Below are 22,401 nucleotides of genomic sequence, written 5' to 3' on the forward strand. Positions count from 1 at the left end.
ACGGCATTTTCCTACACGAACCGATTTGGTTATCTGGTTGCGAGCAACAATCCGAAAGGGAGTGCTCGTCCATGCCGCTGCTCGATTCGATTATCGATCCCATCGCCAAGATCATAGACAAGGTCATCCCCGACCCCGAAGCGCGCGACCGCGCCAAGCTGGAACTGCTCAAGCAGGAAAACAGCCAGGATCTGGAGATGCTGCAGGCCAGCCTCTCGGCTATCATCGCTGAGGCCAATTCCACCGATCCCTGGACCAGTCGCGCACGACCCAGCTTTCTATATGTAATGTACGTCATGCTGCTCTGGTCGCTGCCGATGGGGCTGATCGGCGCCCTCAGCCCAGCGACTGCCCACGCCATCGCCGAAAGCATGACCGCTTACCTCAACGGCATTCCCGAACCGCTCTATGCCCTCTTCGGCACCGGCTACCTCGGGTATTCGGCGATGCGCCAGTGGGGCAAGACCAAGGACTCGGATCGCTAACATTGCGCTAACGCTTCGGTGATAAACCTCCTCGCAAGGCCTTCGGGTCCCTTGCGAGGAGCATTTGCGTGTTTCGGAATGTCGTGCGTTCGCTGGTGCTGGTGGCACCGGCACTTGTCCTGACCGGTGCGCTGACCGGCTGCGGCCAGAGCCGCGAAGCGGAACTCGAACAACAGCTTGCCGAGGCGAAGGCCGAGACGGCAAAGGCTGAGGCAGCCAATCAGGCCGCTGCGCGGGCAACGGCAGATGCCGCCGCGAAGCAGGCCCACGACGCCGAACTCGCCCAGTTCTATCAGGGCGAGGCCACGCCGCAGGACAACGCGCAGCAGCCCGATGACAAGCAGGCGGACGCGCCACCGCCCGCCCCCGATGCCGCACCAGCTCAGGCCGCCGCCCCTGCAGCATCCGGCCCCATCATGAACAACGGCCCCTTCCGCGTCGGTGTGCAGACAGAGCCTGTCGGCTGACGGCACCGCCGCACGCTTTGCAGGGCCCGCGCAGTTGCGCTAGAGCGACAGTGTCCGGCCGCGTTCCGCGTGTCGGCAAGTTCATGGAGACATTCGCGAAATGGCAGCCAGGCTGGTCTATGTGCTCAACGGGCCGAACCTCAACCGGCTGGGCCTGCGCGAACCGGGCATCTACGGGTCCCAGACGCTCGACGATATCGCTGCCATGCTCGTCGAACGCGGAGAAGCGCTGGATTGCGAGATCGACATGCGCCAGTCGAACCACGAAGGCCATCTCGTCGACTGGCTGCATGAGGCCGAGGATAACGGCGCCCATGCCGTTCTGCTGAACGCGGGCGCCTATACGCACACGTCGATCGCGCTGCTCGACGCCATCCGCGCCATCAAGGTGCCGGTAATCGAGGTCCATCTCTCGAACCCGCACACGCGCGAGGAATTCCGCCACAAGTCATGGGTCGGCATGGCCGCGAAGGGCACTGTGGCCGGCTTCGGTGCGCAGAGCTACATCGTGGCACTGGAAGCCGCTGCGGGCTTGTGACTGTCGGCGGCGACACGGCAACCCATGGTTCGCCGGCCTGCCGCCATATCAGTGGATTGAATTGCGCCCCCGTCCGGCACGGCCCGCCACGCGGACCGGCGCGAGGGCGCGGGAGCCTCAGCCTTCCAGCGGCACTCCGGGCACGTTCTTGGCCGTGCGGATCGTCAGCGAGGTCTTGACGCTGTCCACGTTCGGTGCCGGGGTCAGCTTGCTGGTGAGGAACTCCTGGAAGCTCTGAAGGTCGCGGCTGACAATCTTCAGTATAAAGTCGATTTCGCCGTTGAGCATGTGGCATTCGCGCACTTCGGGCAGGCCCTTCATGTGGTCCTCGAACGCGCGCAGCGATTCCTCGGCCTGGCTCTTGAGGCTGACCAATGCGAAAACGGTGATGGTGAAGCCGAGTTTCGAGGCATCCAGATCGGCGTGATAGCCCTGAATAATGCCCGATTCTTCAAGGCTGCGGACGCGGCGAAGGCACGGCGGCGCCGTCAGGCCCACGCGCTGCGCCAGTTCGACGTTGGTGATGCGACCTTCGCTCTGCAGCTCTGCGAGCAGGCGGCGGTCGATTTCATCGAGATTGATCATGCGAATCTTTCCTTGCGGGCGCGCCGGCGTCGTCCAGCATGTAACTTCCACTCGAAAACACGTGCACCCCTGTAATATTATTATCCCATAGCGTAATTGTACCGCATTGCAACGCCTAGAAACCGACCGCTTTCGCTGTCTGCACCGTTTGCCAGCGACGGTTATCCACCGTAGAATCCGAGGAAGTGCGCGGCTTGGTGACCTCTCCTTAAGCGATTTGCGTTAAAGTCGCCGCCAAGGGGCAGATTAGAGTGTCAGTTTGAAGTCCGGCGGCGGATTGGCGCATGAGCGGCCACCGGACGGTTTGGAGCGGGAATGCATTTCGACGATCGTCTTGCCACGGTGTTGCGACTGCCAACTACGGGCGAGGCACTGGCACGTATCCAGTACCGGCAACTGGTCGATATTCTCGGCCGGCTGCCGGCCAATGCCCGCTCCTGGGCGGTTGCCGCCGGGTTTGCGCAACTGCGCGAACTCGACAAGATCATTCCCGCCGCCGACCGCGCGCGGCTGGTCGCGCAGCCGCTTCAGCCTCTGGCCAACCCGCGCCTTGTCGCGCGCCTTGCCGAAGCCGAGCCGCAAGTGGCCACTGCCGCCGTGCGCACCGCCAATTTGACCGAGGATGCCTGGCTCACGCTGATCCCCGCCCTGCCCATCCGGGCGCGCGGAATCCTGCGTCACCGCCGCGACCTTGGCCCGCAAGTCGATGCCCTGCTCGAACAACTTGGTGTGCAGGACCGGGCTCTTCCGCCTGTCAAGGCGATGGAACTCGACATGTTGCTGGAAGTGGAGGTCGAGGCGCCGCCTGCTCCTGCCGCTGCCGCACCCGCCGCAACTTCGCCGAGCCCGAGTGCGCCTGGCCCTGCTGCTCCGCCGCAGGCTGCCCCCCCTCCTCCGCTCCGCGCCGTCGAAACCGCACCTTTCGCCGAATTCGGTCAAGCCACTGCCTCGCTGGGCGTCGCGCCGCCGCCGACCAATACGCAGGCCGGGATCGGCGCCATCGTCCGCCGCATCGAGGAATTCCGTAAGGCGCGCGAGGCACTCGGCAACGGGCATCACGACCACGACGGGGCTTTCGATGAGCCGCGCGCACCGCATACCGACGCCGCGCCCAGCCCGCCGCGCGTGCCGGCCGCGATCGACTTCAGCACCGATGCCGAAGGCCGCGTATCCTGGGCAGACGGCATCCACGCGCCTTCGCTGATCGGCCTCGACCTTTCCGGCCTCCCCTCCACGGAAGCGCCGGGCATAGAGGCGCCGGCGGGCATCGTCTCGGCCATGCGCCACCGCCTGCCGCTGCGCGCAGCGCAAGTGGAGATCAGCGGCGCCCCCGCGATTCGGGGTACCTGGCAAGTCGATGCCGTTCCTCGCTTCGATCCCGTCAGCGGCCGTTTCATGGGCTATTGCGGCCGTTTGCGCCGTCCCGCCGTGCTCGCCGCAGTCGGCGCCGCCGTGCAAGGCCATGGCGAAGCTGACCGGCTGCGTCAGGTGCTGCACGAGCTGCGCACCCCCGCCAATGCGATTCAGGTTGCCGCCGAAATCATCCAGCAGCAGCTCTATGGCCCTGCTCCGCATGAATATCGCGCGCTGGCCGCCGCCATCGCCGGAGACTGCGCTCATATTCTTGCCGGCTTCGAGGAACTGGATCGGCTGGTCCGGCTGGAGACCGGCGTGCTCGGCCTCGAAACCGGGGAATGCGACCTGGGCGCCGTGCTCGCCGAAACGGTGAACCGCCTAAAGGCATGGACCGAGCCACGCCGCAGCGGCTTCGCGCTTATCGCCATGACCGACGACGCGGCATTGCCAGTGCCGCTTGACCGTACCGAAGCCGAACGCCTTATCTGGCGCCTGTTCGCGGCGCTCGCCGGGTCCACCGCATTCGACGAGATCCTTCCGGTCGAATGGGGGCGCGAGGATAACGGCGCCATGCTGCGCGTCGCCCTGCCCGCCTCGCTCGCGGCGCGCACGGACGAGAATTTCCACGAATCCTCGTCGAGCGATCGCGGCCATGCCCTGTCTACCGGCATGTTCGGGATCGGCTTCACCCTGCGTCTTGCAGCAGCCGAGGCGGCAGCAGCCGGCGGCAGTCTGCGCCGCACCGGCGCGCGCCTGGAGCTTCACCTGCCCGGGTTGACCGCGCTGGACACAGATCATAGCCATTCATCGCGGAGCCGAGCGCTCTGAATTCAGTCGCCCTACCGGATGCGACCCGATCGGGGGAAAATTCAATCTTGTCGGGGATCAACATCCTTCAGCCGCCCAAGCCGGACGCCTTTGCCCGTTTTCGGGAGGATTTCGGCCAACGCTTTATTGTCACGGTCGATACCGAGGAAGAGTTCGACTGGGACGCCCCCCTCGATCGTGATCGCTACAGTACGGTCACTGTCTCGGCCCTGCGCCAGTTTCAGGAATTCTGCGAAGGATTCGGCGTCAAGCCGATCTACCTTGTCGATTATCCGGTCGCCGAATCGCCGCGCATACCGGAAGCCATCGGCAACGCCGTCAGCGCCGGGCGTGCCGAAGTGGGCGTCCAACTCCACCCCTGGGTGAGCCCGCCGTTCGACGAAGAGGTCAGCGAGTTCAATTCCTACGCAGGCAATCTTCCCTTCACCCTGGAGCGCGAGAAGTTCGCCCGGCTCCACGCCCGGATCGTCGAAGCCTTCGGAACCGCGCCGCGAATCTATCGCGCCGGCCGCTATGGCCTTGGCCCCCGCACGGCCGAAATCCTCACCGAATTCGGAATCGCCATCGACAGTTCGGTGCGTGCCCGGTTCGATTACAGCAGCGCGGGCGGCCCGAACTACCGCGAACATCCGCTGCGACCCTACTGGGTGGATCCGGCCAAGCGCCTGCTCGAACTGCCGCTGACCACGGTCTACTGGGGGCCGCTGCGGCAGATGGGCAATGCGATCTACCCACACCTCTGGCGCGCGCCGCAAGTGCGCGGCGTGCTCGCCCGCACCGGACTGCTCGAACGCATCGCCCTGACGCCGGAGGGAATCAGTGTCGACGAGGCCCTCCGTGGAGTCGATATCGCCATCGACGACGGTCTTCCGGTGCTGGTTTTCTCATTCCACAGCCCTTCGCTGGCCCCTGGACACACGCCTTACGTACAGGACGTGCAAGATCTCAACAGGTTATATGACTGGTGGCGCCAGCTTTTCGGCCATCTTGCGCGGCGCGGCGTGCTTCCGACGAGCGTTGGCGAAATCATGCACGCAGTCGAGCTTGCCTAGTGCGACGCACCAAGCTAACGGGCTTTCACCCCGGCGCTGTCGATGAGCCGGGGGAACGGTTGGGGCCTGTAGCTCAGCGGTTAGAGCTGGCCGCTCATAACGGCTAGGTCGCGGGTTCGAATCCTGCCGGGCCCACCACCGTAGAGGGCCGGCACGGACCCAACATCATCATCGACGACCGAAGGGTCGGGGAGTGGCGCAGCCCGGTAGCGCGCTTGCTTTGGGAGCAAGATGTCGCAGGTTCGAATCCTGTCTCCCCGACCAATTCGTTTTTCCAAGACATGCTGGAGCCCGCCATGACGGCCCGAGTGGATTTTTCCGCTTTCGGTCGCGAAGATGGCGAAGTCCCCGATGAGGCGATGAGCGCGGACCATTTGGGCATCGATCAATGTTGCGAAGCACATCATTCGATCTGTTGAACAAAAATCGTTCAACCAGTTGAACCAATGAAGATTGGATGTAGGGAGTCCCGTCTACGATTGATTCGCAGCCCCTAGACTTGTGATACAGCAGAGTTCATAAGAACTGCTGCCTTGCCTCTAGAATGCAAGACCGGTTCAATATTGAATTGGTGGCGATCAAATCGCTTAATGCGAGTCGCGCAAAGACAAGTCGCGATTTGTATCGGCAGACATCATCCCGACAGCGATCACTGGGAATTATCGGCGATCGGAATTGCCGCCTCCCAACGCCAACGCTATGCGCTGCAGCGCTATATATCTGAACATAGTCAATAATGCCTGCCCGGAGGCCGCGCTTTGCGGCGACCGTTCGTATGCCTGGCATAATAATAAATTCGGAGAGGACAGCGTGCTTACCAAATTCCAATCGTGCTCCATGATGATCGGCGCCAGTGCAATTGCCTTTGCCTTCGCCGCCTCCCCAGCCGCAGCGCAATCGACAGACAATACGGAAGCCAGCACCAACGACATTATCGTCACCGCACGCCGCGTCGAAGAACGACTGCAGGACGTGCCGATCTCGATTACTGCCTATAATCAGTCGCAACTTGCCGATCGAAATGTCGTCAACTCGCAGGATCTGGCGCGTTACACGCCGTCGCTGTCGGCGAACTCGAACTTCGGCAACGAAAACTCCACTTTCGCTATCCGCGGTTTCGTCCAGGACACCGGCACGGCGCCGTCTGTCGGCGTCTATTTTGCCGACGTCGTTGCGCCGCGCGGCGCGTCGAACAACGTTCCGGTTGGCGACGGCGCCGGTCCGGGCAGCTTCTTCGATCTCTCGAACGTCCAGGTCCTGAAGGGCCCGCAGGGCACGCTGCAAGGCCGCAACACCACCGGCGGTGCCGTCCTTCTGGTCCCGCAGAAGCCCACCGACAACCTTGAGGGCTTTGTCGAAGGATCGATCGGCAATTACGATCTGCGCCGCGTTCAGGCGGTCATCAACATCCCGGTCATGGACTCGCTGCGCATCCGAATGGGTGTCGATCATCAGTCGCGCGACGGTTACATCCACAACAACAGCGGCATTGGGCCCAAGGATTTCGGCGACGTCGACTATACCGCGCTGCGCTTCAGCGCCGTGGCCGATCTCGCGCCCAACCTCGAAAACTACATGATCGTGTCGTACAGCCGCTCGCACACGAACGGCTCGCTGCAGAAGCTGATCGCGGTGGACCCGAATGAAGGCTTCGGCGCGTTTGCGGGCGATCAGCTCACGCGGCAGGGTTCGGGCTTCTACGATGCCTGGCAGACGATGGAAAATCCCTCGTCCAAGGTCGAGCAGTGGCAGATCATCAACACCACGACCTGGCAGGCCAGCGATGCGCTGACGGTCAAGAACATCGCCAGCTACGCCGAACTGCGCGATAATCTTACTTCGCCGCTGTTCGGCACCGATCTCAATACCGCCAACATCGGTCTTCCAAACGGTTCGTTCGGCTTTGCCAGCATCAATCCGCTGCCCAACGGGGCGACGGGCAGCCAGTCGACGTTCACCGAAGAACTCCAGCTTCAGGGCCGCGCCCTTGACGACCGCCTGACCTATCAGGGCGGCGCCTATCTGGAAGTCAGCGATCCGCTCGGCCTGTCCGGTTCGCAGTCGCCGGTCTATGGCAACTGCAACGATCTGGCGGCGCTCTCGTGCACGTCTCCGCTGTCGATGCTTCCGGTCCCCGGCATTCCGCAAGGCGTCGTCAACTACACCGCATCGCGAACCTCGTTCCGTGACGTGGGTCTCTACGCGCAGGCCACTTACAAGCTGACAGAGCAACTGAAGCTGACCGGCGGCTTCCGTTACACCTGGGACCGCGTGATCAACGACAGCCAGCTGGTGACATACACCGGCTTCCCGGCCATAGGTTACAGCACGCCGACCCAGATCTATTGCAGCAACCCCGCGACCAGCAACGCGGCGACGGTAACGGCCGCCACGTTCAATCCCACCACGGATTGCCGCATCAATCTCACGCAGAAGTCGAGCGCGCCGACGTGGCTGATCGACCTTGACTACACCCCGATGCGTGACCTCATGCTCTACGCGAAATACTCTCGCGGTTATCGCACCGGTACGGTCTCTCCCTCGGTTCCCTTGAGCCTTGCTTATGTGCAGCCCGAGAAGGTCGACACGTATGAAGTCGGCATGAAGGGGAGCTTCCGTGAATTCCTGCGCAGCACGCTGAACGTCGCGGCGTTCTACAACGACTTCTCGAACCAGCAGATCCAGCTCGACTTCCTGCAGTACAGCGACCCCACCGGCCTCACCAATCCGCCCAGCGTGTCGCCGACGACGGCACCGGCAAACGCGGGTAGCTCGCGGATCTGGGGCGTCGAGATCGACGGATCGATTTCGCCGTTCCGGGGCTTCACGATCCAGGGCTCCTACGCGCACCTGGACACGAAGATTCGCTCGATCCAGACCTTTACGGTCGATGGCCCGTCGACCGGCTATGAAGTCGTCGGCCAAGCCCGGGTTGGCGATCCCCTGCTGCTGTCGCCGAAGAACAAGTACTCCATCACCGCGACCTATCAGCTGCCGCTGGACGAAGACATCGGCACAATTTCGATCGGCGCGACCTATACCCATACCGACCGGGCGCTCGGCAACTATTCCAGCCGCTTCTACACGAGCCCGGATCCGGCGCTCCAGGCGGAATTCCGCAGCCTGAGCTGGCTGCCGTCGAACAATCTGCTCAACCTCAATGCGAGCTGGAATTCGATTGCCGGCTCGCCGGTCGACCTTGCCTTGTTCGCAACCAATGTGACCAAGGAAAAGTACTACACCTTCCTGCCCGGCATCTCTGGAACCGGCATGCTGGTCGCCTCGCTTGGCGAACCGCGCATGTACGGCCTGCGCCTGAAGGTGCATTTCGGGAACTGATCACGTCCCACAAAATCAGGCCTGCCCGACAGCGCTGCCCAAGGCAGGCCACCACAAATTGCGATCTTCCTCCTTACCCGGTCGGCTTTCCAAGCCGGCCGGGCCTCTTTTTTAGCGCGACCTGCCCGTCGCGCCCCCTCGACCATAACGAGTGCCTTGCGGTTGAAGGTCCGGCGCGCTCGACTTCCAACCGACGAGTGTGGCTGAACATCGTGTAGCAGCCGTTCCACCGAAGCTTGTCCCCATGGCCGGACGGGTGTTGGCTCCGAGCCACCCTCAGATCGACGCCAATCAGGGAGCTGGCATCGGGGACCTCCATGCCGCCATCCGTGCTTTCAACTTGCAGAAGATCGCCGTGCTGAAGCCGTGCTTGCTGCAAACGTGCACCGTGAGACCCCCGCCTCCGATGCCGTGACCATCCCGAAAATCCGCACCTTGGCGAAACGGCTTGCCCTGGTGCCACTTCCTGATGGGCATCCCATAGATCGCCGCGAGGAACCTTTTGGGAGGCAGGTCAGTGCCATGGGCGCCTTGGTGCGTCCGCATGGTTACACTTTTGTCGCAGATTTCACCTTTGTCGCAGGGCCGCGAAAATTTCCCTTGAATGAATCGCGAATCATTCGCATTAGCGCCACCTAATTGATACTCATTAGCAACAAGGGGGAAGTTCGTGTCTCTGTCCCGTTTCCGCAATTCGTCGTCGCCTGCCTTCCTCGCGCTGGGATGCGTCCTTGCTGCTTCCCCCGCACTGGCGCAGGAAGCCCAGACCGCCAGCGCCCCCAAGCTCGGCGGCGTGACCGTGACCGACACGGCCATCGACGAGGATAGCTACAAGGTCGACAAGGTCGATTCCCCCAAATACACCGCTCCGCTGGTCGACACCCCCCGCTCGATCACTGTCATTCCCTCGCAGGTCATCCGCGACACCGCCTCAGCCTCGCTCACCGAAGCCCTGCGCACCGTGCCCGGCATCACGCTCGGCGCCGGCGAAGGCGGCAACCCACAGGGCGACCGTCCCTTCATCCGCGGCTTCGACAGCCAGGCCAGCACCTACCTCGACGGCGTTCGCGACATCGGCGCGCAGAGCCGCGAAGTCTTCGCGGTTGAGCAGATCGAGATCGTCAAGGGCTCCGACAGTTCGATGGGCGGCCGCGGCAGCGCCGGTGGCAGCATCAACCTCGTGTCGAAGACCCCCACGGCCGACCGCTTCGCCGCTGCCAGCGGCAGCATCGGCACCGACGACTACAAGCGCGTCACGCTCGACGTGAACCAGCCGCTGAACGATTTCGTCGGCGTTCGCCTCGCCGCCATGTACCATGATCAGGACATCGCCGGCCGCGATGCCGTCTGGTCGAAGCGCTGGGGCGTCGCACCTTCCGTCAAGCTCGGCCTCAATGGCCCGACCAGCCTGACCATCGGCTACTATCACCTCGAATCCAACGAACTGCCGGATTCGGGCATTCCCTATCTCTATACTTCGGCCAACGCCCCTGCCGGCGTGACCGAAACCGCCCCGGCCGAGCATTTCACGACGATCAGCGGCGTCGATGTCGATCGTCCGCGCGATGCCTTCTACGGCCTCAAGGATCGCGATTTCCGCAAGACCAACGTCAACAACCTGACGATCCGCGCCCAGCACGAGTTCGACAACGGCATCACTCTGCGCAACACCTCGCGCTATGGCCGCAGCGAGCAGAACTACGTCCTCACCCAGCCGGACGACCAGCAGGGCAACGTCTACGGTGCCAAGAACGCCGCTGGTACGATCACTGCTCCCGGTAACCAGGTCTGGCGCCGCGCCAACACGCGCTACGGCTATGCCGAGGGCCTGATCAACCAGACCGACCTGTTCGGCGATGCCAACCTCTTCGGCCTCAAGAACAGCTTCGCCGCCAGCTTCGAATTCGCACGCGAAAAGGCCTCGACCGGCTCCTACGTGTCGAACGCCACGACCGGCACCGCCATCGCGACCGGCTCGACCCAGAGCCCGCGCTGCAACGCGAACATGGTCGCCCGCTACAACTGCACCTCGGTCGACAATCCCAATCCGAGCGATCCCTGGGTGAGCTACACTGCCGACGGATCAACCATCCCGACCGACATCGTGCGCAGCCTGCCCAAGACCCGCACGCTGACGCGCATCGACAGCTGGGGCGCCTCGCTGTTCGACACCGTCAACATCACCGATAACCTGCTGCTGAACCTCGGCGGCCGCTACGACCACTACAAGACCGTGGTCAGCCCCGGCCTCGCCGCGACTTCAACCGCCAACCGCCTCTATGTCAGCCGTACGGACGACCTGTGGAACTACCAGGCCGGCCTGGTCTTCAAGCCCACTGCCGACAGCAGCATCTACATCTCGACCTCCAGCGCCGCAACGCCTCCGGGCGCGTATCTGGGCCAGGGCAGCGAAGGCAACGCGCTCAACACCACGATACCCACGACCCCGAACGCGCCAACACCGCAGGAACTGACCGACGCGCTGAAGATCGAACGGACCAAGTCCTACGAAGTCGGCACCAAGTGGAACCTGTTCGACAATACGCTCTCACTGTCGCTGGCAGCGTTCCAGACCCAAACCAAGAACGCGCGTACCACCGGTGACAACAACACTGTCGTCTTCGTTGGCAACCGCCGCATTCGCGGCATCGAGTTCGGCTTCAACGGCAACATTACGCCGGAATGGAGCGTCTTCGGCGGCTATACTTACATGGACGCCAAGATCGTCGACGGCGGCACCACCACCACCACCGCAGTCGACACCGTGACCAAGCAGACCGTCACGATCTACGCGCCCGCCGTCAGCACCGGCACGCCGTTCCCGAACACGCCGAAGCACAGCTTCACCGCGTTCACCAACTACAACGTCACGTCGAAGTTCACGCTCGGCGGCGGTGCGATCTACATGAGCAAGATCTACGGCGGCATCCAGGAAGTGGGCGCGCGCACGATCACCAACGGCCAGCTGGTGCTTCCCCGCACCCTCGCCCGCATGGTGCCGAGCTACTGGCGCTTCGACGCCAGCGCCTCGTACAAGATCAACGACATCGCGCAGCTTCAGCTGAACGTGCAGAACGTCTTCAACGAACTATACTACGACAAGGCCTACACGGCCCACTTCGCCAACCAGGCTCCGGGTCGTACCGCGATCCTGACGCTGAACGTCAAGTACTGAGCCGCAACACTTGAAAACGAACGGCCCGTCCCTCATCGAGGGGCGGGCCGTTTGCCGTTATGGGTTAGACCAGCAGATCTTCGTGGAAGGCGCCAAACGGGCGCGTCGGATGGCGGATTTGCATTTCGAGGATCCAGAGCCCCGTCCCCGGCACGGCATCGAAATCCCCGAGATTGCCGCCCTTGTGCACCGAATGCGGATAGTCGCTCACCCTGTGCCCGCGAATGTCGAGATTGAGCACCCAGCCCATTGCCAGCGCCTCTTCCTCCGCCCGCTCATAGAGCGCGCGGCCAGAGACCGCCCCTCCGTCCCAGATCGCGCGAACGCGGTCGAACAGCGTGCGAACCGCCTCGGCACAAGCGCGCATCTCGGGATCGTCGCCGACCGTATAGGTCGCGCCAACATCGCCTTCGTGCCCCAGGAAAACCGGGCCCATGTCGATGAAGAAGATGTCGTTCTCGGCAAGGACGGTGTCACCTTGCGAGCGGTCGCTGAAGATCTTGAGCGTGTTGCTGCCGAAGCGGATCAGCAGCGGATGCCAGGATCGCTCCATGCCCAGCTCTTCGAGAATGGCGAGACCGACTGCATTGGCCTCGCTCTCGCGCATGCCGGGGCGGATCAATGCGGCGATCCGGTCGAGCGCCTGCCACGAAAGTGCCTGCGCCGCGCGAAGATCCTCGATCACATAATGCGGGCCCACCGCTTCGCGGGGCTGGGCTCCGGTTTGGGACGCGGACATGGGCTGGCTACTCCGAAACTGATGCATGGAGCGGCCGTTTGACGGCCGCTCCATGCATCAGTCAAGCGGATTGGCCATCAGCGCGCGACCGTTCGCTGTAGGATCAGGTGCAGAGCGACTGCCCATTACCTCCGGTGATGCCTCCGGGCGTTCCGGTCGGATTGAGGTTGCGTCCATCACGCGTCAGATAAGCCGCTTCTTGATTGAACACGGTGTTGTTCCGGACGAACATGTTTCCGAACAGCGGCTGGTAAGCATAGAAGACTTCCACATACATGACCGCATAATTAGTCGAAGCGTCGGGAGCGGTAACGACGTGGCCACTAGCGCCCATCCCCGTAACCGTCTGCAACGCAGCTCCATAGGCCGACGCGCGCGCAAGGCTGCCTCGACAGCGCTGCCAGTGAATGTACTGCGTAGTCGTCGAAGGCTTCGTCTCAAGGCTGGAAAGAATGATCCGGCCATTGGTGCTGAAATTGAACGAAGCACCCTGCTTGAGCGCACCGGACATGACCGAATCGATGTTCGTTTCCGTGATGGTTGGCGTTACCGAGGAGTTGTCGGTCTGACCCAGGCGCGAGGCATTGTCCGCCACCGATGTAGCGATCTCGGCCACCTGCATTTTTACCACGGCCATATACGCCAGCTCGGTGCCGTACAGGCCGAGTGTGAGAAGGATCGGCAGGACCAGCGCGAACTCCATCAGCGAAACACCGCTGCTGTCCCGACCAAAGCGCTGAGCTAAGCGGAGGACGCGCGCACCTATCGTCACAAGAGAGTAGCCGCGCGTGCAAGTGTGCAAAAACCGGTTCATTTGCAGCTCCCTGCACCCGACCCGTAGCTCTGTTGAAGCGCGAAGGGCTGGTTCTTGCGGACGGCGACCGCAGTCAGCGTGCGCGTATTGTTGGGATTGGTAATACCCGGGATCGGGAACAGCGGCGTGTAAGTCGCATTCACCGTATAGACCACCACGTCATTGGCGCCGCCATTGCCGGACTTGCCGATATCGGCGTCCCAAGTGCCGTTGTTGTTCTCGTCAGTGTAGGTTTCACCGTTGTCGCATGTGCCGTTGTTATTCTTGTCGTTCCAGGCCTCGGGCCGCGCGATATCACTGAAGTCGTAATAGCTGGACCGGGTTGTCTTCACGACCACGCCAGGCGCGACACGGCCCAGGATCTTCTGGATCATCTGATCCTGGGTCGCGGTGTTGGCAGTCTCCAGCGTGCCATTGCGCGCCGCTTCCTCCACGGCACCGTGGAGCACCGAATAGACATAGGCCATATGTCCGATATCAAAGATCCCGAGGAGCAGTACGATCAAGACCGGTCCGGCAATCGCGAACTCCAACGCGGTGGCGCCCGAACGATCGGCCCGCAGGCGCTTTTCCAGCCACAGCGTTGCGATGGACCGGCGAACACCGGCGATGACAGAGCGCACGGGCCGCCTCACAGCGTGACCCTCAATGCGCCAACCTGCTTGGCGATCTCGGTAAAGGCGGAATTGAGGTCAGCCGCATTGTTGGCCGTGAACGAGCTGCCGTCAGATGCACAGTTCTGAAGGTCGCTCGACAGAGAGGATGTGAAGGCGATCACCCATATGCGTATGCCCTTGGCCCGGATCGCGTTGCAAACCGCCAGGAAGCGTGCCGTGTGCCGCGTGTCTGCGGTGGCTTCCGCTCCATCTGTCGTGACCCGGCGATCCCACCAGTCAATGCCCCAGGCCGAAGTCGAATAGTTGGACGTATCCATCTGGCCATCCGTCATGAAGATGATGTGCCGCGATACCTTGCCGCCGTTCGAAGGAGCCGTGTTGACATTGGTACTGAAAATGCCGTTCGGCGAACTCAAACGGCCGCCCCAGATCATGCCGATATCGAGATAAGTACCACCGTTGGCGACGAGCGAATCTGCGTAAGCGTTAAACGCAGTCTGCGTCATTTCTGTAAGTATCTGGGCCTTGGCCGGGCAATATTCGGTCACACCGGTTCCGTCGCTGGTGTTACTCTGAGTCCAGTTGGCATTGTTGCTGCCGCCTGGTCCGCGCGTGTAACTCACCTGATACCACTGCGGCGCCCACTTCGTGGTGACGTCTGCGGTTGGAGCGGAATCTATGTCGATGTCATGCGCAGCGGAAGGCGAATATCCAGTTACCGACGAATAGCTGAAAGCTGTGCCGGTCGTCGTACCACGCTCTTCGATACAACCGTCCCATGTGGTCGATTGAGCTACGCCCTTGTCACCCGTATAAGTCGTTACGGCTGAGCCGGTCTTGAACACGCTGCTGTCGCGCACAACCGGCTTATAGGTCCAATAATAGAAGTCCGACTTTGCCGTAGGCGTTCCCACCACAAGGGAAACTTTAGTCCATTGCTCTCGCGTAAACGAACTGTCCGTTTCGGTATATTGATAAATATAATAGCTGCCGCCAGACTGTTGGCATGTATAATTCGTTCTCGTTTGACCGGTAGTCACATTACGAGTCAGACTTATATTGGGGCTCGTTCCAGAAATTGAATATATAACTGGCGCACTACCAGTCACCCAAGCAGTAGGATTTGGGTTCGGTAAAGCTTTATTGCAATTTGAACTGGAGCTGTATTTCGTGGTACTGTACTGGGTGGTGTCACCCATGGTGCCCTTACCTACCGAGGTTGACGAGCTTTTCGTCGCGTTCGTATAGTCAAAATACGTTGCCTCGCGCGACTGGTAGGTCCAGCTATCCGCAAGATAGCTTGGATTGAGCGTGTACAGCAGACTGCCGACGTTTACCGTCGAGCTGTAGGGAACAAACCCATATCGTATCCGCGCGTTGCTGTTGGTCGTAGAGGCGGCCAGCGTCGTGTAGAAGCTCTTCATCGCCGCGCGCAGCGCCTGGATGCGCGTCTGAGTTCCCGACAGAACCGTATCCATCGAGCCGGTGGTGTCGAGCACCATCGTCACATCCGCATTGCCCACGCCCATCGATGCGGCACATGTCACGGCAACATTGAAGCTGTTGAAGCCGAACAGTCGCATGATCAGCGTGTTAAGCGTCGTCGACGCGGTGCCGGTGATGGTCTGGCCGCTATCGGTCGAGCTGACAGAAAATGTCGTGCCCGACGTTTCTTGTGTCGCATCATTAAAGTTGGTTGCAAAATAATTGTTTGCGGCAGTGTTCCCCGCAGCATCGAAACCATTAAGCTTTGTCGCCGCGCCAACATCGGTCGAGCGGCGCCCGGCCAGCACTGCCGCGTCGCAGGCGGACTGAAGCTGATTGCGCACCTTGTAATCGCGGCTGAAGTCGATGGCCGAGCCGACGACGGCTGCGGCGACCATCATGCCCGCGGCCGCCAGCGGCAGGATGTTGCCCGCGTTGTCGCGGATCAGGCGGTGGATCGGGCGTTTCAGGTGGCGCATGGGTGGACCAGTCGTGGTGGAGGGAACTCGGCGGGATTCAAGGGCTTCACTAGAAGATATTACTTAAGGAAACCCTTAGTGGGCCTAAGCCCACCATCCTCCACGAAGTCTTCCCAAGTGCGGGAAACGCGAAATTAACCATCTGCCCGCCTCCACTCGATTTGCCGTTGAGCCAGATCTGCCCCGGCGGTACGGCCGGAGCATGAATGAGATCGTTCTTCCGTCGTTCCTCTTCGTCTGCCTCGGCAACATCTGCCGCTCGCCTCTTGCCGAGGCGGCGATGCGGCATGAGGCTGAGGCCGCCGGGCTCGACCTCATCATCGATTCGGCGGGGACGGGTTCATGGCATATCGGCAAGGGCCCCGACCCGCGCTCGCAGGCGGAAGCCCTGCGCCATGGCATCGACATTTCGGGCTATCGTGCCCGACAGGTGGTAAGGGCCGACTTCACCCGCTTCGACCATATCATCGCGATGGACAGCAGCAATTTCGTCAACCTGAAGCGACTGGAGCCACGTTCTTCCCGCGCGCGGCTGTCGATGCTGCTCGATCATGTGCCGGGCTGGGAGGGCCGCGACATCGACGATCCCTATTTCGGCGGACCGGAAGGCTTCGTGACGACTTGGGATCAAGTCAGCGCAGCGGCCCGCAATCTCGTCGCCGCGATCCGCTCCTAAAGCGGGCGCATCCAGTATTGCAGCCGCTTGGCGGTTTCCTCGCTGTCGCGGTGATCTCTCCACGACAGTGCGCAAGTAAGCCCCGGAACCGGCGCATATCCGCGCTTGCTCCAGAACGCGTCGAGCGGCCGATAGTCTCGCGGCCGGTCGGGATGGTCCTCCGGGCGGATCACCGCCGCGAAAGTCGCTGCCGCCGCGCCGTAGCGGCGCGCCTGTGCCTCGCGGAGGTCAAAGAAGGCATGGCCGATCCCCCGCCCTCGCCACGCGGGCAGCAGCACCGATTCGCCGAAATAATAGAGCGATCCGACATCGAACCCGGCGTCCTCGAACGGAATCCGCAGCGCCTCTTCCTGCGCCGCGAGCGGCGAAGCGGTAGCGAGGCCGACGATCCGGCCGTCCACACTGGCAGCCACCAGAACCGCGTCAGGAGCGGCGGCGAAGGCGGCAAGATAGTCCCGCTCGTAACCGGGATCGCCATCGTAGAGATAGGGCCATTCCGCAAAGACCGCGATCCGCAGGCGCGCCAGATCGTCCATTGCGGCAAGGATTTCGCTGCCGGTGAGAGCACGGATCGTGACAGTCATGCGCCCTGCTTTCCTTGCGTCATCACGGCCCGAAAATGCGTTCTCTCAAGTGGATAGCCCCCGCCTCCGGCGTCGGCAATCCCTGCCACTGCCCCGCCCCGTAACACCCCCCGCCGCATCGATTGTACCGGCCTGTCAGCCCTTGCAACCAAGCCGGTTTGCTTTTGCCCCCCATTGAACTATATGCCCGCTCGAACGCCCCGGCAGCGCGGTCGCCCAGCGACGCCCCGCGCGCCGTGGCTTGCTCTTTTACCCATTCAAGGACGAACACGCATGTCCCGTCGCCGCCAGATCTACGAGGGCAAGGCCAAGATCCTCTACGAAGGCCCCGAACCCGGCACGCTGATCCAGTACTTCAAGGATGATGCCACTGCGTTCAACGCGCAGAAAAAGGGCACGATCCAGGGCAAGGGCGTGATCAACAACCGCATCAGCGAGTACGTGTTCACGCGCCTCAACCACATCGGCGTGCCCAACCACTTCATCCGCCGCCTCAACATGCGCGAGCAGCTGGTCCGCCAGGTCGAGATCATCCCGATCGAGGTCGTGGTGCGCAATGTGGCCGCCGGTTCGATCTCCAAGCGCCTCGGCATCCCCGAGGGTGAACCGCTGCCGCATACGCTGATCGAATATTACTACAAGGACGATGCGCTGGGCGATCCGATGATCGCCGAAGAGCACATCGCCTGCTTCGGCTGGGCCACCAACGAGGAGATGCAGGACATCGCCGCGATGGCCATCCGCGTGAACGATTTCATGTGTGGCATGTTCGCGGCGATCAACATCCGCCTCGTGGACTTCAAGCTCGAATTCGGCCGCATCTGGGACGGCGACTACAGCCGCGTGATCCTCGCGGACGAAATCAGCCCGGACGGCTGCCGCCTGTGGGACATGTTCACCGGCGAAAAGCTGGACAAGGACCGCTTCCGCCGCGATCTCGGCGGTGAGGAAGAGGCCTATCAGGAAGTCGCCCGCCGCCTCGGCCTGCTTCAGGACGACAACGGACCGAGCGAAGTCTTCGACCTGTCGAAGCACCGCAAGCTGCGCGGCAAGTAAGCCGCGCGCAAGCGAACACGTTGAAAAGGCCCGGCGCGCCCCTCGGCACGCCGGGCCTTTTCGTTTTTTAACAGGGAGCTGCCGAACTCCGGCTTGTGGAGTTCGGCCCAGTGGGGCACTCCAACGCCCATGCGTACCGCCCTGATCGCCGTTCTCATCGTTCTTGCGCCGCTTCCGCTGGCCGCGAAGGAAGCGCCTGCCCCCGCGTCTGCTCCCCGACCCGACGACACCAGCTGGGCTTTCGAGAAGAGCGACGTGCCGGTGGATCCGGATTTCCGCTTCGGACGCCTTGCCAACGGCATGCGCTACGTGATCCGCCACAATGCCACTCCTGCGGGCACCGCCGTTGTGCGCATGGATGTAGCGGCCGGATCGCTGGATGAAAGCGACAGCGAACAAGGCTTTGCCCACTTCCTCGAACACATAGCGTTCCAGGGCTCCACGCACGTTCCCGAAGGCCAGATGGTGCCGCTGCTGGAGCGCGAGGGCCTGGCCTTTGGGGCCGACACCAATGCCTCGACCACGTTCGAGCGCACCGTCTACAAGCTCGACCTGCCCCGCGCCGACCAGCACTTGCTCGACACGGCGCTCATGCTCATGCGCGAAACCGCGAGCGAGCTGACGATCTCGCAATCCGCGCTGGAACGCGAACGCGGCGTCATCTTCTCGGAAATGCGTGACCGCAACACGTTTTCCTACCGCAATGTCGTCTCCCAGTCCGGTTTCTTCTATCCCGCCTCGCGCTATGTCCGCCGCTTTCCGATCGGCACAGCCGAGACGCTGAACGGCGCCACGGCAGAGACCCTGCGCGCCTTCTACACGCGAGAATACGTGCCCGCCCATGCCACGCTGGTGGTGATCGGCGATTTCGACGCGAATGTGGTCGAAGCCGCGATCCGCAGCCGGTTCGGCGACTGGGCACCGCGACCGGCGGAAGCGCAGCCCGATGCCGGTCCCGTCGACGGCCGAGACAAGGGCCGCACCGGTATCTGGATCGATCCTGCCCTCTCCGAGCGCCTTGTGATCCAGCGCAACGGCGCCTGGCTCGATGAGCCCGACAGCGTGGCCCAGCGGCAGGAAAACCTGCTGCGTTCGATCGGTTACGATGTGATCAACCGCCGCCTCCAACGCCTCTCGCGCACGGCCGAGCCGCCGTTCCGGGGCGCCGGCTTCGGCACCGGCGACATGTTCAAGGCCGCTCGCTCGACGCGCCTCATCATCGACAGTGTCGACGGCAAGTGGGCGACCGCGCTGGAGGCCGCCGCGCGCGAATATCGCCGCGCCCTTGCCCAAGGCTTCACCGAGGCCGAGATTGCCGAGCAGGTCGCCCAGTTGCGGACCTCGCTCACCGATGCCGCCGGCTCCGCTGCCACCCGCAGCAATGGCGCGCTCGCCGCCGCCGCGCTCTCGCTGGTCGACGATCGGCAGGTCCCCGGGACGCCGAAGTCGGTGCTCGACCGCTTCGTGGCCTTCGCCCCGCAGATCAAGCCGGACGCCGTGCTCGCCGCGCTCAAGCGGGAAGCCATCGCACTCGACGAGCCGCTGATCCGGTTCGAAGGACGCACCGCGCCCAACGGCGGCGAGAAAACGATCCGCGATGCCTGGCAGCAGGCCATGCGCGCGCCGATCGCCACGGAGGAAGCCGGCACCGTGGCCGCCTTCGCCTATACCGACTTCGGCAAGCCCGGCGCGGTCGTGTCCGATACGCGCGATCCGGTGCTGGGCATCCGCGAGGTACGCTTCGCCAATGGCGTCATGCTCAACCTCAAGCATACCGATATCGTCAAGGACCGCGTCGACGTCAGCCTGGCCATCGATGGCGGCGACATGCTCGACACCAAGGACAATCCGCGCGCGACCGACATGGTGCCCTATATCGACGAAGGCGGCCTCGGAAAGCACAGCCGCGACGAACTCGATACGATCATGGCGGGCCACACGCTGGGCATCGGCATGAGCAACGGCGAGGCGAGCTTCGTGGCGCAGGACGGCACCACGCCGCGCGATCTGGAACTCCAGCTTCAGTTACTGGCCGCCATGGTCACCGATCCGGGTTTCCGACCCGAAGGCGAAGTGCAATATCGCCAACAGATCAACACCTACTTCGCCCGACTGCGCGCAACGCCCGCCTCAGCACTTCAGGCCGATCTCAGCACGATCATCTCGGACAACGACCCCCGCTTCAGCCTCGGCAAGGTTGAGGACTATCGCGCCCTCACCTTCGATAAGTTGCGCCGTGATATCGGCGACAGGCTGGTACACGGCGCTATCGAGATCGGCGTGGTTGGCGACATCGACGAGGACAGGACCATCGCCATGGTCGCCGGCACATTCGGCGCCCTCCCCGCGCGTGACCCCGCATTCCGTCCTTACGACGACCAGCCGCCGCGCACGTTCACGGCAGACCGCACCCCGCATGTGGTCCGCCACACCGGCCCCGCCGACCAGGCCATGCTGCGCGTGACGTGGCCGACGCGCGACGATTCGGACCCGGTGGAATCGCTGAAGCTCCAGCTGCTCGAACGCGTGGTCCGCATCGAATTGACCGACAGCCTGCGCCAGGCGCTGGGCAAGGCCTATTCCCCCACAGCGGGCGTCTCGCTCTCACGCCACTGGAAGGGCTACGGCACGTTCGCAGTAGTCGCCTCGATCGACGTTGCCGACGTTCCCGCCGCGCGCAAGGCGATCAGCGGGGTCATGACCGCGCTGCGGAAGGCGCCGATCAGCGACGATATACTCCAGCGCGCGCGCCAGCCGCTGCTCGAAGCTTATCAGAACGCGCTCAAGAGCAATGGCGGCTGGCTCTCGCTGGTTGACCGTGCCCAGACGGAGAGCGATCGGATCGACCGCTTCCACCGGGCGCACGACCGGCTGGCTGCCCTGACCGCCGCCGATGTGCAGGCGGAGGCAAAGCGTTATCTCGATCCGGCACAGGGGCTTGAGGTTCTGGCACTGCCTGAAGGCGTTGCCGAACCGGCGAAGTAGAAAAAGCGGGATCCCCGCCTGCGTGGGGACGACGGAGTGGTAACACGGGGGGCTTCCCGATGAGGAAGCCCTTGCCCGTTTAGCGCGCGTGGTTGGGCCTTGTCGGCCGTCCAGTGCGCTCGGCCCATTCGACGATCAGGTCGTCGAAGAGCTTCTGGTCGATCAGGTCGTACTTTTCGGGGAAGTTGGTGAATGCGTTCATCGCGCTCGCCACTGAACCGGTCTCCATCAGTTCGCGCGCCATCCGGAGATGGCCTACCGCTGCCGAGACCCAGCCCCAGCCGGTCGAAAGCGTGAAGGCCGTGTTCGGCAGGTTGAAGCCCAGCGTGCAGACCGGAATCGGCATGTGCGGGATCACTTCGGCCTGTTGCTCCGGCGGCGCGCTGGCGAAGACGATGGCGTCCGCCCCCGCCTCGGCATAGGCCTTGCCGCGCCGGATCGCCTCCTCGGCCGAACCGCTGCCACCGCCGCCGTTGGCCACGGTATAAAGTTCGTCACAGCGCGCGATGATTACAAGGCCGGAATCGCCCCGCGCCTTCACCCCTGCCTCGATGCGCAGTTGCATGTCCTCGATCGAGCAGAGGCCGTTGACGTGCTTGGAATGCTTCGGGTTTACCTCGTCCTCGACGTGGTAGCCGGCGATCCCGGCGGCCACATAGCGGCGCGTGAAGTGATAGGCATCGGCCACCGTCTCGCCCAGCGTGTCGGCATCGACGATCAGGGGGATGTCGATGGCCTGCGCGATCCGGCCCGACTGCTCGATCATCTCGACCTGGCTGAACACGCCATTGTCCGGCACCGCGTAGTGGAAAGCGGAGCAGGCATGGCCGCCGAGATAGGCCGCCTTGAAGCCGACATGTTCAACCGCCCGCCCGGTGATCGCCGAATAGGCCTCGGCCGCGACGAAGTGCTCGCCGTTCTCGATCAGCGCACGCAGCTTTTCACCCGGTGTCGGCATCGTCATCGTCTCCCATTCTCGCGGCCCATCCCGCGGAAGGGTCCGTCACCGCGAATGGCTCGCATGATCGGGGCGCAGCGACAAGCCGAGCCGCCATCGCCCCTGCGTTCATCGGCCCCGCGAAGCATGCCGGCTGAGGATGGGAGCCTCAAAAAGAACACGCGGCGCAACCGAAGTCGCGCC

General features: G+C 63.0%; 17 protein-coding genes and 2 tRNA genes. 12 read left to right on the forward strand and 7 right to left on the reverse strand.

Annotated features, from left to right (window positions below; all coding sequences use genetic code 11):
- The first annotated feature begins 71 nt into the window (after positions 1 to 71).
- From AC1VVM_RS14270 to aroQ, 3 genes are all read left to right on the forward strand, one after another.
- Complete coding sequence (locus AC1VVM_RS14270) at positions 72 to 485, forward strand: holin family protein (protein WP_482955256.1); 414 nt, start codon at positions 72 to 74, stop codon at positions 483 to 485.
- A gap of 68 nt (positions 486 to 553) precedes the next feature.
- Positions 554 to 952 (forward strand): hypothetical protein, encoded by a 399-nt coding sequence (locus AC1VVM_RS14275; protein ID WP_482955257.1) that lies wholly within the window; start codon positions 554 to 556, stop codon positions 950 to 952.
- A 100-nt stretch (positions 953 to 1,052) separates the two neighbouring features.
- Positions 1,053 to 1,490 carry a type II 3-dehydroquinate dehydratase gene (gene aroQ, locus AC1VVM_RS14280; protein ID WP_482955258.1) on the forward strand — a complete coding sequence of 146 codons (438 nt, stop codon included), beginning with the start codon at positions 1,053 to 1,055 and terminating at the stop codon, positions 1,488 to 1,490.
- 117 nt (positions 1,491 to 1,607) lie between these two features.
- Here the strand turns inward: aroQ and AC1VVM_RS14285 are convergent, their stop codons facing one another.
- Positions 1,608 to 2,075, reverse strand: a complete 468-nt coding sequence (locus AC1VVM_RS14285) for an Lrp/AsnC family transcriptional regulator (protein ID WP_132385696.1) — start codon at positions 2,073 to 2,075, stop codon at positions 1,608 to 1,610.
- Between the two features lie 315 nt (positions 2,076 to 2,390).
- On the opposite strand from AC1VVM_RS14285, the gene AC1VVM_RS14290 reads away from it, so the two are divergent.
- From AC1VVM_RS14290 to AC1VVM_RS14315, 6 genes are all read left to right on the forward strand, one after another.
- Positions 2,391 to 4,259: a histidine kinase gene (locus tag AC1VVM_RS14290; RefSeq protein ID WP_482955259.1), complete on the forward strand. Its 1,869-nt coding sequence runs from the start codon at positions 2,391 to 2,393 to the stop codon at positions 4,257 to 4,259.
- A gap of 47 nt (positions 4,260 to 4,306) precedes the next feature.
- On the forward strand, positions 4,307 to 5,311 hold the full coding sequence (locus AC1VVM_RS14295; RefSeq protein ID WP_482904450.1) for a polysaccharide deacetylase family protein: 1,005 nt from the start codon (positions 4,307 to 4,309) through the stop codon (positions 5,309 to 5,311).
- A 62-nt stretch (positions 5,312 to 5,373) separates the two neighbouring features.
- Positions 5,374 to 5,449: transfer RNA gene (locus tag AC1VVM_RS14300), tRNA-Ile, on the forward strand.
- Between the two features lie 49 nt (positions 5,450 to 5,498).
- A tRNA-Pro gene (locus AC1VVM_RS14305) sits at positions 5,499 to 5,575 on the forward strand.
- 546 nt (positions 5,576 to 6,121) lie between these two features.
- Complete coding sequence (locus AC1VVM_RS14310; RefSeq protein WP_482955260.1) at positions 6,122 to 8,650, forward strand: TonB-dependent receptor; 2,529 nt, start codon at positions 6,122 to 6,124, stop codon at positions 8,648 to 8,650.
- 670 nt (positions 8,651 to 9,320) lie between these two features.
- On the forward strand, positions 9,321 to 11,825 hold the full coding sequence (locus tag AC1VVM_RS14315) for a TonB-dependent receptor (protein ID WP_482955261.1): 2,505 nt from the start codon (positions 9,321 to 9,323) through the stop codon (positions 11,823 to 11,825).
- 64 nt (positions 11,826 to 11,889) lie between these two features.
- Here the strand turns inward: AC1VVM_RS14315 and AC1VVM_RS14320 are convergent, their stop codons facing one another.
- The 4 genes from AC1VVM_RS14320 to AC1VVM_RS14335 all read right to left on the reverse strand — a co-directional run bounded on the left by AC1VVM_RS14320 (position 11,890) and on the right by AC1VVM_RS14335 (position 15,959).
- Positions 11,890 to 12,564, reverse strand: a complete 675-nt coding sequence (locus tag AC1VVM_RS14320; protein WP_482955262.1) for a M24 family metallopeptidase — start codon at positions 12,562 to 12,564, stop codon at positions 11,890 to 11,892.
- A gap of 103 nt (positions 12,565 to 12,667) precedes the next feature.
- Positions 12,668 to 13,378, reverse strand: a complete 711-nt coding sequence (locus AC1VVM_RS14325; RefSeq protein WP_482904454.1) for a TadE/TadG family type IV pilus assembly protein — start codon at positions 13,376 to 13,378, stop codon at positions 12,668 to 12,670.
- On the reverse strand, positions 13,375 to 14,001 hold the full coding sequence (locus tag AC1VVM_RS14330) for a TadE/TadG family type IV pilus assembly protein (protein WP_482904455.1): 627 nt from the start codon (positions 13,999 to 14,001) through the stop codon (positions 13,375 to 13,377). The genes AC1VVM_RS14325 and AC1VVM_RS14330 overlap by 4 nt, the downstream gene beginning before the upstream one ends.
- 8 nt (positions 14,002 to 14,009) lie before the next feature.
- Positions 14,010 to 15,959: a TadE/TadG family type IV pilus assembly protein gene (locus tag AC1VVM_RS14335; RefSeq protein WP_482955263.1), complete on the reverse strand. Its 1,950-nt coding sequence runs from the start codon at positions 15,957 to 15,959 to the stop codon at positions 14,010 to 14,012.
- 202 nt (positions 15,960 to 16,161) lie between these two features.
- Here AC1VVM_RS14335 and AC1VVM_RS14340 point away from each other — a divergent pair, with 202 nt between their 5' ends.
- Entirely contained in the window at positions 16,162 to 16,635 is a 474-nt protein-coding gene (locus AC1VVM_RS14340; RefSeq protein WP_482904457.1) for a low molecular weight protein-tyrosine-phosphatase, read from the forward strand.
- On the opposite strand, the gene AC1VVM_RS14345 is transcribed toward AC1VVM_RS14340, so the two are convergent.
- Entirely contained in the window at positions 16,632 to 17,219 is a 588-nt protein-coding gene (locus AC1VVM_RS14345) for a GNAT family N-acetyltransferase (protein ID WP_482955264.1), read from the reverse strand. The genes AC1VVM_RS14340 and AC1VVM_RS14345 overlap by 4 nt on opposite strands.
- A gap of 273 nt (positions 17,220 to 17,492) precedes the next feature.
- Between AC1VVM_RS14345 and purC the strand changes: the two genes are divergently transcribed.
- Positions 17,493 to 18,275, forward strand: a complete 783-nt coding sequence (gene purC, locus AC1VVM_RS14350; protein WP_054441309.1) for a phosphoribosylaminoimidazolesuccinocarboxamide synthase — start codon at positions 17,493 to 17,495, stop codon at positions 18,273 to 18,275.
- Between the two features lie 129 nt (positions 18,276 to 18,404).
- On the forward strand, positions 18,405 to 21,260 hold the full coding sequence (locus tag AC1VVM_RS14355) for a M16 family metallopeptidase (RefSeq protein WP_482955265.1): 2,856 nt from the start codon (positions 18,405 to 18,407) through the stop codon (positions 21,258 to 21,260).
- Positions 21,261 to 21,339: 79 nt separating this feature from the next.
- Here AC1VVM_RS14355 and AC1VVM_RS14360 read toward each other — a convergent pair whose 3' ends face one another.
- Complete coding sequence (locus AC1VVM_RS14360; protein WP_482904460.1) at positions 21,340 to 22,218, reverse strand: isocitrate lyase/PEP mutase family protein; 879 nt, start codon at positions 22,216 to 22,218, stop codon at positions 21,340 to 21,342.
- Positions 22,219 to 22,401 lie beyond the last annotated feature (183 nt).

The organism is Novosphingobium sp. BL-S-33, from assembly GCF_056857025.1.